A 10,257-nucleotide genomic window follows, 5' to 3' on the forward strand; every position below is an offset into this window, starting at 1 on the left:
CATTTCATTATGTGCTTTTTAGGGTTTATTATCAATAAATGCTTCAGTATAAACTCTAACTGTTTTATTTTTATATAAAAAAAGAGCTCTTATGAGCTCTAAAATTCATCTAAAATATCCACATCTTTTCTTTATACGCAAAGACCTATCTGCAGTATAGTTATATAAATCTTTTTTTCCTTTTTTCTTAGCCTCTTGATATCGAAGTGCGAGTAATTTAAATTGTTCTACGTTTAATACAATTTCCAATATTATCACCTCAAATATACTATATCATTTATATTATTATTTTAAAATTATAATAATGTAAATTTTGTGTTATATTATCTTTATCGATCATGCTAAGCTTTTCTATATCATTATTTTTCACAACAAACAAGCACCTGGAGTAATCCAAGTGCTTTTACAATTTTACCAAACTCATTTAAAAGTGCTGGTTTTTCAATAATTCAACCTTTTAAGACTTTGTATATTTTCTAATTGATTCATATTTGGATCTATTTTTTTCAGCTGAGTCAATATACTCAAAATCACCATTAGCATTTTTCCTTATTCCCAGCTTTGCATACTGATTATCCTTCACCTTATGCTTATTAACCATCACTATCACCTCTGATTATTAGTATGTATATTAACAGACCATTTTACTCATAAACAGAGTTCTTAGCATAAGATAATATGAATAAAAATAAGGCTAGAATCAATTTTCTAGCCTCATCTTAGTTATCTACCATTTTTTTCGTAAGGAACTCCATCTGCTGCTGGTGCAGTTGTTTTTCCTACAAATCCTGCTAAAGCAAGCATTGTAAGTATATATGGTATGCTTGAGTAGAATTCAGTTGGTAGATGCCAGCTGAATCCTTGTGCAAAGATTTCGAAAGAACCTCCAAAGGCAAATAACATACATGCCCACATTGTTCCAAATGGCTTCCAGTTACCAAATATCATAGCTGCTAGTGCTATAAATCCACGTCCTGCTACCATTCCCTCTCTATATACTGGTGTTACTCCAACTAATGCTGCTCCACCAAGTCCTGCTAATGCTCCTGATAATACAACACATAAATATCTAGTAACATAAACATTTATTCCTAATGTATCTGCTGCTTTTGGATGTTCTCCAACAGATCTTATTCTAAGACCTAGTGGAGTTTTGAATATTACAAAATTAGCTACAAATACAAGTATTATTGCTAGTATAACAAACCAGTTTACTCCTCCAATTATTGGTCCAATTACAGGAATTGCTTTTATTGAAGCTGGTATATTATATGGAAGAGCCGCAACTATATCTGTTTGGCCACCTTTCTTAAATATCTTTAATATAAGAAAACTTGCCAATGCTGATGAAAAAAGGTTTATAGCAGTACCAGATATAACCTGGTCTGATTTTAAATGTACACTTAAAAATGCATGCAGCAAAGCTATTAGCGAACCTGCAAGTATTGCACATATTACACCTACAACTGGACTTCCTGTTGCATAAGTCCCAAATACTGCAAAGAAAGCACCCATTGTCATCATACCATCAAGACCTACGTTAACAACTCCTGATCTCTCAGAGAAAACTCCTCCAAGGCCTGCAAATATTAAAGGTGTTGCTGTTCTTAGCGTTGCAGTTATTAATCCTAATATCATTACACTATCCATTGATTAACACCTTCCTTTTCTTTCTCTCTGAGAAGTATTTAACAATGTAATCTGTAGCAACAAATATAATTACTATTGATTGTATTAAATAAACTATTTCCTTTGGTATTCCATTTAATTGAAGCATCTTTGATGAACTGTTGAGCGCTCCAAATAATATTGCTGAAGGTATACATCCAATAGGATTATTTTTTGCAAGCAATGCAACTGCCATACCATCAAATCCAAATCCAGGAAGTGCCATCATATCCTGTGACTGATGCATAACACCTGCTATATGAGTTGCTCCACCAATGCCTGCTATTGCACCAGATAAAATCATAGCCAAAGCAATATTCTTCGCTATATTTATTCCACCATATTCTGCGCCAGATGGGTTTATACCAACGGCTCTTATTTCATAACCAACAGTTGTTTTCCAAAATAACCAATATATAAGTATTGCAACTAATATACCTATTATAATTGATACATTAGCCCTGCTCATATCACTAAATCTTAAAAGTTCAGCACTTTTCTGTATTAATGGTGTATTTGATTGACCTTTTACTGAAAATCTAGTTCTTAATATTATGTAGTTTGCTAAATATAATCCTAAGTAATTCATCATAATTGTATTTATAACTTCGCTTGTTCCCATTTTTGCTTTTAAATATCCAGGTATTCCCCCCCAGATACCACCTGCAATTATACCACCTATTATTATTAGAGGTATATGAATTACTGGACTTAATCCAGGTATTAAACCTAATAAGGAAGCAGAAATCATTCCCATTACAAATTGACCTTCAACTCCAATATTAAACAGTCCGCATTTAAATGCTATAGCATTAGCTATACCTGTAAATATAAGCGGAGTTACATACACCATAGTTTCTAGTGTTTTTCTTGTATCTCCAAAACTTCCGTTCCATATAGTGCTGAACAAGTCACCTAACGCTGAGAAATATTCTGTTATGCCATACCCTTTAGCCCACATAACAAAGAATACTGACACAAATATAGCAACAACTATAGCAAACAAAGGGAAAGCAATAGCTTTAAGTGAATCCTTAAATGGATTCTTAAATTCATTATTCTTTCCTTTACTCAACATCCTTCACCTCTTTTTCTGTTTCGCTCAAACTTCCTCCAGCCATAAGTATACCAAGTTTTTGTTCTGTAGCATCTTTTCTATCTAAAACCTCTACTACTTTTCCATCATACATTACTGCAATTTTATCAGAAAGCGCCATAATTTCATCTAGTTCAAGTGAAACTAAAAGTACTGCCTTACCATTATCTCTTTCCTGCACAAGTCTTTTGTGTATATATTCTATAGCTCCAACATCTACTCCTCTTGTTGGCTGTGATGCAATTAAAAGTTCTGGATCTTTTGATATTTCTCTTGCAGCTATAAACTTTTGTTGGTTTCCACCAGACAATGCTGATGCATGAACTTCATCATTAGGAGTTCTGACATCAAACTCTTCTATGAGCCTCCTGCAGTGTTCTCTTATAGCCTTATAATCCATAACTATCCCTTTACTGAAAGGTTTTCTATGTTGAAGTCCAAGTATTCCATTTTCAAATAATGAATATTTTAATATAAGTCCTCTTTTATGTCTATCTTCTGGGATATGTCCTAATCCGCTGTCTATAATTTCTCTTGGACTCTTTCCATATATATCTTTTCCATTTAATATTACTTTTCCACTTTCAGGTTTTCTAAGTCCTGTAATTACTTCTATAAATTCTGATTGTCCATTACCATCAACACCTGCGATACCTACTATCTCACCTTTTCTAACAGAAATGCCCACACCATTTACTACATTTAATCCTCTACTGTCCTTAGCAATTAAATTTTCAACCTTTAATATTTCTTCACCTGGTTTTGCAGGAGCTTTTTCAACAACCAAATTAACTTTTCTTCCTACCATAAGTTCTGCCAATTGGCTTATACTAGTGTCTGAAGTTTTAACTATTCCTGTAACCTTTCCGCGTCTTATTATAGTAACTCTATTGCTCATTTTCATAACTTCTTTTAGCTTGTGTGTTATAAGAATTACAGATTTACCTTCTTTTTTAAGGTTCTCTATTATTTCTGCAAGTTCGTCAATTTCCTGAGGAGTTAAAACTGCTGTAGGTTCATCTAATATTAATATTTCAGCACCTCTATATAAAGCCTTTAGTATTTCAACTTTCTGCTGCTGTCCTACTGATATATCCTCTATAACTGATTTAGGGTTAATATTAAATCCATATCTTTTTGATAGTTCTCCAACATCTTTTATTGCTTTGTTAATGTCTACCTTAAGTCCCTTTTTAGGTTCTCTTCCTAAAACTATATTTTCTGCCACTGTAAAGTTACTTACAAGCATAAAGTGTTGGTGAACCATTCCAATTCCAAGTTTTATGGCATCATTAGGATTGGTTATTTTAACTTCCTTACCATTTATATATATATCACCTTTTTCCGGCTGATATAAACCGTATAGGATATTCATCAGCGTAGTTTTCCCAGCACCATTTTCCCCTAACAAAACATGTGTTTCACTTTTTAGCAGTTCGAAATCTACATCATCATTTGCAATTGTTCCTGGAAAAACCTTGGTTATGCCCTTCATTTCTATTACTTTTTCCATATTGCAGCCACCGCTTTAATCTATTAAATAATTAATAAACTATAGCCGTATCCTCCTTCCAAAAAATTTTATTAATAATAAATTTAATATTTCTTTATTCTTAAACTAAAAATTTAGTTTATATAAAATTAAAAGGATTTATACTATATTTATAAAAAACACCATACCTCCTTTTACAAATTATATTTAAATCTAATTTTTAAGAAAACGATCACATATTTATTATTCCCATTTATAACGATGAATGTGTTAGCGTTTACATATTCATTTTTTAAAAACGTGAATCTTTTTTCAACTTATAATTATTTGTTTATCAACTTTTCTGAACCTTTTAAAACAACCTTTGGCATCAGAGTAACTTTTTTTATTTTAGAACTTTGTTTAAGTTCTAAATTTTCCACAAGAATTTTCATCGCAGTTATACCTAATTCTGTTGTAGGTCCATCTATAAAACTAATATTCATACCTAAAGAATTTAATAATTCTACTTTATCAAAGCCTAATATAGATATGTCCTCCGGAATACTTATATTATACTCTCTAAGAGCTTTGACACATCCTAAGGTCATCTTATTACTACATACAAAAATGGCTGTTGGTCTATCTTCCATCTGTATAATTTCTTTAGTACAATTATATCCTGACTCTTGTCCATAATTTCCAAGCAATATATATCTATCATCAATAGATATCTTGTTAATAGCAAGAGCTTGTTTATATCCTAAAAGTCTGCTCTTTGCAGCGTCTGAATTCATACGTCCAGTTATTATAGCTATTTTTTTATGTCCTTGTTTTATTAATGCTTCTGTTCCCTCGTATGAACCTCTTACGTTATCCACAAAAACTCCATTAAAATCCGAGTACTTAACATGTCCATCCAATAGTACTACTGGAATCCCTAACTGCTCAATAGCTTTTAAATATTCACTGTTAAGCTCATCTTCAACAGATGTAGGTGCAATTATTACTCCACAAATTCTCTGTTCTTTTAAAAGCTTTAAAGCCCTTATCTCTTTTTCAATGTTGTCATCTGTATTGCAAAGAATCATATTTAAGTCATATTCATCTGAAACAGAACTAATTCCTTTTATAACTTCACCATAGAACTGATTATTTATTTCTGGTATTATAACACCAATTGTATTGGTTATATTTTTAGATAAACTTCTTGCTATAGCGCTAGGAGTATAATTTAATTCTTCTATTGCCATTAATATTTTTTCTCTAGTTTCTTTTTTAACATATCCTGAACTATTTAAAACTCTAGATACAGTAGTTAAAGAAACTCCAGCCCTTTCAGCAATATCATTTATTGTTGATGACACTTTGCTTACCCTCATTTCTATATCTATTTCACATCCAAATATGTTAGCGCTTACATATTTAATATACAACATGTTACGACAAAGTTCAATATAATTTTTTTCAAAACTTATATGAAAAAATTTTTATATTGCAATTTAAAATAATCTTTACTGTCATTAACTTAAACAGTTCTTTCTAAAATATTTTTATCACATTGCTCCTTCTATAATTTTACAATTTAAATTTCCTTTTTTCAATAGCCTGAATTTCAAATAAATTATAGTTAAATTTTGACCATAGTTTTCATAATATATGATATAATTAAGTGTAATTTTATTTTACATTTAATGGAGGTTTTTATTTTGAATACACAAGACAAAATAAGAAACATATTTTTATATCTGCTTAGCATTAAAAATATAGACAAAAAAATAATACGTGATGTTTCAAAATACGAAAAAGTTATTATAGAAGCAGATCTTATTAACAAGAAAGGTTGTCTATTAAATAAAAAAGATGATGAAAATTGGATTCGTGTAAATAAGAGTTGTAGTGAACTCTATGACACTTTCTTTAGAATATATTCTATACTCGAAAAAAATAGTGAAGACCTAGAAATAGTTTGGGGCCATGCTATCCTAAGTTGGAAAATAAATAATGAAAAAATAGTTCATCCTATATTTACTACAAAGATGTCTTTAACCTTTGATGCTAAAAATGCTGTTTTTACTTTAACTCCCTACAATAACATGACTAACTTAGAAATGGGTATTTTTGAAGGCTTGGATTTGCCTAATCTACATAAAATATTGGATTTGAGTTTGGAAGTAAAGAACATCGGACTAGATGCTCGCAACATTGATGATATAGAATCAATTTCCGTTAACTTGTTAAATTGCCTAAATAAAAAAGAAAATATCACAATAAATAAAGAGCTTACATCTTTGTCTTCCATAAATGTTTCTAATACTCCTGAAATTTATAATGCTCCATGTATAATACTTAGGAATATTGATACAAGGCTTTGGGATTCTGAATTAAATAGTATACTTGATTACATAGATGCTGGTAACCCTATTCCTAAAACTATTCAAGCATTAGTTGAGGAAAATATTAATACAAAGGTCTCTTTTGATACCAATGAATGGACTTCTATTGGTAATGATGTCTTATTTCCTCTTCCTGCAAATGAAGAACAGGAAGAAATAATTCGAAGACTTGCTCAAAACTTTGGAGTTGTCGTTCAAGGACCTCCTGGAACTGGTAAAAGTCATACTATCGTAAATTTAATATGTCACCTTATGGCTCATGGAAAAAGAGTTCTTGTGACAAGCCAAACAGATAGGGCTTTAAAAGTTTTATCCAATAAAATACCGGATGAAATAAAATCGTTATGCATAAGTTTATTAGGAAACGATGCTAAATCATTAAAAGATCTTGATGAATCAGTACGAAAAATTACTGAAAACTTATCCTTAGATCCTAATATGCTACTAAGGGAAGTTGACCCATTAATAGATCAACTCAAAAGTTGTAGGGAAAATATAACTAACCTTATGCAAGATTTAAAAGAAGCTGAATCTTTTGAAAATAAAACTGTTAATTATAAAAATGAAACTTTTACTATTTCTCATCTATCGAAATGGATAAATAAAAATCAACTCACTCTCTCTTGGATTGATGATGAAATACAACTTAAAACAAAATGTCCACTAACCTCAGAAGAATTTAACACCCTTATAAGCCTTATGAATACTACAGAAAAACCTAAAGTTGATAAATTAAATAAAGTGAGCAGCTTATTATATAGGCTTCCTCCTTATGATGAGTTAATTTTAAAACTAGATAGAATAAAGGCTTTAAATGAGCTTATTTATAATTATAAAAAAAAGATAGAGTCATGGGAAGTGGATATATGCGATAGTGAATTGGATGAGCTATTGAAACTATGCTCAAATGCAAAGTCTAGCATCGAAGGAATTGAAAACAGTTGGCTTAAATCCATAATGAAATCCTATTATAATACTGAAAACTCAAAAGATTTTTGGAGCGATATCATACTTAACATAAATAACTATATAAAGCAAATTAATATACTAAAACAAATAATTAATTCACATAATGTAAAATTTCCTGGTAACTTAGATATTTGTAAGCTTCAAAATGATTTTCAAATAGTCTCAAAGCATATAGATGCTAAAGGTAAGCCTAATGTCATCTTCAAGCTACTTCATAATAATGTAAATTATATATTAACAGACTGCGAAGTAGATTATAGGCCTATTACTACAAAAGAACAATGCAATATTTTTAATAAAGCTTTAGAAAAAGAATTACTGGAAAGAAATTTAAAAAATTTATGGAATAATACCGTCAAAGAACATGGTGGAAAACTCATAAATAATTCTGATACTAATTTTATTAATATAATTAATGAAAGTATATTAGATATAACTAATATCATAAATTGGGAAGAAGAGTATATTATTCCTATAAATAATCTGCTGCAAAATATAAAGCTTCCATCTCAATTAAGTCTTTATAAAAAAGAATGCATTAATTATCTCCTAGATGGACTTCAAGCTATTAAGCATATAAGAGACTATGAAAGCTTAACTAAACAAATTGAAGAACTCAGAAAATCGTTTTTGAATAATGAGCTATTACATGAAGCCTCTGATTGGATTGCAGATTTTGATAAGGTAAAAATCAGAAAACTGTATGATACCTTTTGGAGTTTAAGAGAAATCAATAATACTGCTGAAAAAATAAATAGATATTTATCTAGATTAAAAGAAATTTGTCCTGTATTTTTTAAGAAACTGCTAAAGGAATGGCAAGATAACACTTTAAGTGATAAATATAAAAACTGGGATGAAGCATGGAAATGGAAATCTGGAAAATCCTTATTAGATGAAGTTTATAAATTAAGACCTGAACAAATAGAGCAAGATATAGAAGCACAAAAACTTAGAGAAAAAATCTTAATTAAAGAAATAGTATCTAAAAAGACTTGGTATAATCAGATAATACATACTAACGAGACTCAAAAAAGAAGTCTTTTTACATGGCTTGAATCTATAAAGAGAATAGGAAAAGGTACCGGAAAATTCGCTGCAAAATATAGAAAATTAGCCCAAAAGGAAATGGAGAATTGCAAAGAGGTTATACCTGTCTGGATTATGCCGTTAAACAAAGTTATAGAAAGCATTAAACTTGAAAAAAATATGTTTGATGTAGTTATTGTTGATGAAAGCAGCCAAAGTGATATATCTGCAATAACAGCATTACTTCGCGGCAAGAGGGCTGTTGTTGTAGGAGATGAGTGTCAGATAAGTCCCGAAGCTATTGGAAAAGATAACGAAATGGTAGAAAACTTGATTCATAGATACTTAAGAGATATACCTCATAAAGAATGGTTTGATCTAAAGACAAGCTTATATCATACTGCTCTAAGAGTCTTCCCGAGTAGATTAGTCCTTAAAGAACATTTTAGATGTGCTCCAGATATTATAAGCTTTAGCAACAACTTATGTTATTCAGGAGAAATTATACCTTTAAGATATCCTGAAAATAAGCATACTTTTATTCCTACAGTTTGTGCAGTAAAAATAGATGGTATTAAGGATAGCTCTAAAAATACAAACGAAAAAGAAGCAGAAGCTATTGTAGCGAAGATAGTGCAATGTTGCAGCGATCCAAAATATCAAGATATGACTATGGGAGTTATCTCTCTTTTGGGAGAAGCTCAAAGTGAGATAATCGAAAATATGCTTAAAGATAAAATAGGAATAGAAGAAATGATATCAAGAAAGTTAATTTGTGGAGATGCTTACTCCTTCCAAGGTGATGAAAGAGATATTATGTTTTTATCTATGGTTATAGCTGACAATGCTAAGTTTGCTGCTCTAACCAAAGAATCTGATATAAGGAGATTTAATGTTGCCGCTAGCAGAGCACGAAACCAAATGTTTTTATTCTATTCTGTCAACTTAGAAAGCTTAAATTCTAAGTGTGTAAGATCAGAGATATTAAGCTATTGTTTAGATTCCTGCAGCAAATATTCTATACCTTCTAACAGTGAAAACACTTTAATATCTGGTTTTAAAAAAGATGTATTTACTTTATTAAAAAGTAAGTACTACAACATAAAATTAGATGTTTGTATTGGTAAATATAATATAGATTTTGTAGTCGAGGGATTAAATAACAGACTGGCAATAGACTGCTGCAGTGAAACCACTGCTTATGCAGTTAACTGGGAAGAAACTCATAATAGACGTATGACGCTTCAGAGAGTAGGATGGAAATTCTTTATCATAAGAGAAAGCCAATTTTACTATAAACCTGAAGAAACCATGAATAAACTATATGAGCAGCTTGCTGAGTTAAATATAAACCCAATAACTCCAGATGCTTTAGAATCATCATTGGAGGCTGCAATTACTGAGGAATAATTATATACACCACGACCGAAAGTGGACTTACACTCCGGGATATGTTCCTGCATATAAGTCAGGTTTCTGATCTGGTTCTTTATGTATAGACAACCACACCAGACACTTAACTTATACGTAGGGATATATTGACATTCTGGAAGGCACATTTAACTACTTTTGGTACAAGTCTTAGTTCATATTTTTAAAAAACTTAGAAGATTTGATTGTTTGAGAAC

7 protein-coding genes are annotated in these 10,257 nt (G+C 30.6%); 1 reads left to right on the forward strand and 6 read right to left on the reverse strand.

The genetic code is table 11. The annotated features are described in order from the left end of the window. Positions 1-105: 105 nt before the first annotated feature. From I6U48_RS14650 to I6U48_RS14675, 6 genes are all read right to left on the reverse strand, one after another. A complete protein-coding gene (locus I6U48_RS14650; protein WP_218321213.1) occupies positions 106-249 on the reverse strand; it encodes a hypothetical protein in 144 nt (47 codons plus the stop codon). A 208-nt stretch (positions 250-457) separates the two neighbouring features. Then, positions 458-601: a hypothetical protein gene (locus I6U48_RS14655; protein ID WP_218321214.1), complete on the reverse strand. Its 144-nt coding sequence runs from the start codon at positions 599-601 to the stop codon at positions 458-460. Positions 602-723: 122 nt separating this feature from the next. Continuing rightward, the gene (locus I6U48_RS14660; protein WP_218321215.1) at positions 724-1,650 is read right to left on the reverse strand and encodes an ABC transporter permease; all 927 of its coding nucleotides are present in this window, start codon (positions 1,648-1,650) and stop codon (positions 724-726) included. Then, complete coding sequence (locus I6U48_RS14665; protein ID WP_218321216.1) at positions 1,643-2,746, reverse strand: ABC transporter permease; 1,104 nt, start codon at positions 2,744-2,746, stop codon at positions 1,643-1,645. The genes I6U48_RS14660 and I6U48_RS14665 overlap by 8 nt, the downstream gene beginning before the upstream one ends. Then, positions 2,736-4,277, reverse strand: a complete 1,542-nt coding sequence (locus I6U48_RS14670; protein WP_218321217.1) for an ABC transporter ATP-binding protein — start codon at positions 4,275-4,277, stop codon at positions 2,736-2,738. The genes I6U48_RS14665 and I6U48_RS14670 overlap by 11 nt, the downstream gene beginning before the upstream one ends. A gap of 302 nt (positions 4,278-4,579) precedes the next feature. Next, the gene (locus I6U48_RS14675; RefSeq protein WP_218321218.1) at positions 4,580-5,602 is read right to left on the reverse strand and encodes a LacI family DNA-binding transcriptional regulator; all 1,023 of its coding nucleotides are present in this window, start codon (positions 5,600-5,602) and stop codon (positions 4,580-4,582) included. Between the two features lie 342 nt (positions 5,603-5,944). On the opposite strand from I6U48_RS14675, the gene I6U48_RS14680 reads away from it, so the two are divergent. Continuing rightward, on the forward strand, positions 5,945-10,039 hold the full coding sequence (locus tag I6U48_RS14680) for an AAA domain-containing protein (protein ID WP_218321219.1): 4,095 nt from the start codon (positions 5,945-5,947) through the stop codon (positions 10,037-10,039). The last annotated feature ends 218 nt before the right edge of the window (positions 10,040-10,257 follow it).

Source organism: Clostridium thailandense, assembly GCF_019207025.1.
Taxonomy (GTDB): domain Bacteria; phylum Bacillota; class Clostridia; order Clostridiales; family Clostridiaceae; genus Clostridium_AM; species Clostridium_AM thailandense.

Excerpts from the sequence above, each read along its gene's own strand:
- I6U48_RS14670 (WP_218321217.1), bottom strand. The coding sequence starts at position 4,277 with ATGGAAAAAGTAATAGAAATGAAGGGCATAACCAAGGTTTTTCCAGGA.
- I6U48_RS14655 (WP_218321214.1), bottom strand. The coding sequence starts at position 601 with ATGGTTAATAAGCATAAGGTGAAGGATAATCAGTATGCAAAGCTGGGA.
- I6U48_RS14665 (WP_218321216.1), bottom strand. The coding sequence starts at position 2,746 with ATGTTGAGTAAAGGAAAGAATAATGAATTTAAGAATCCATTTAAGGAT.
- I6U48_RS14660 (WP_218321215.1), bottom strand. The coding sequence starts at position 1,650 with ATGGATAGTGTAATGATATTAGGATTAATAACTGCAACGCTAAGAACA.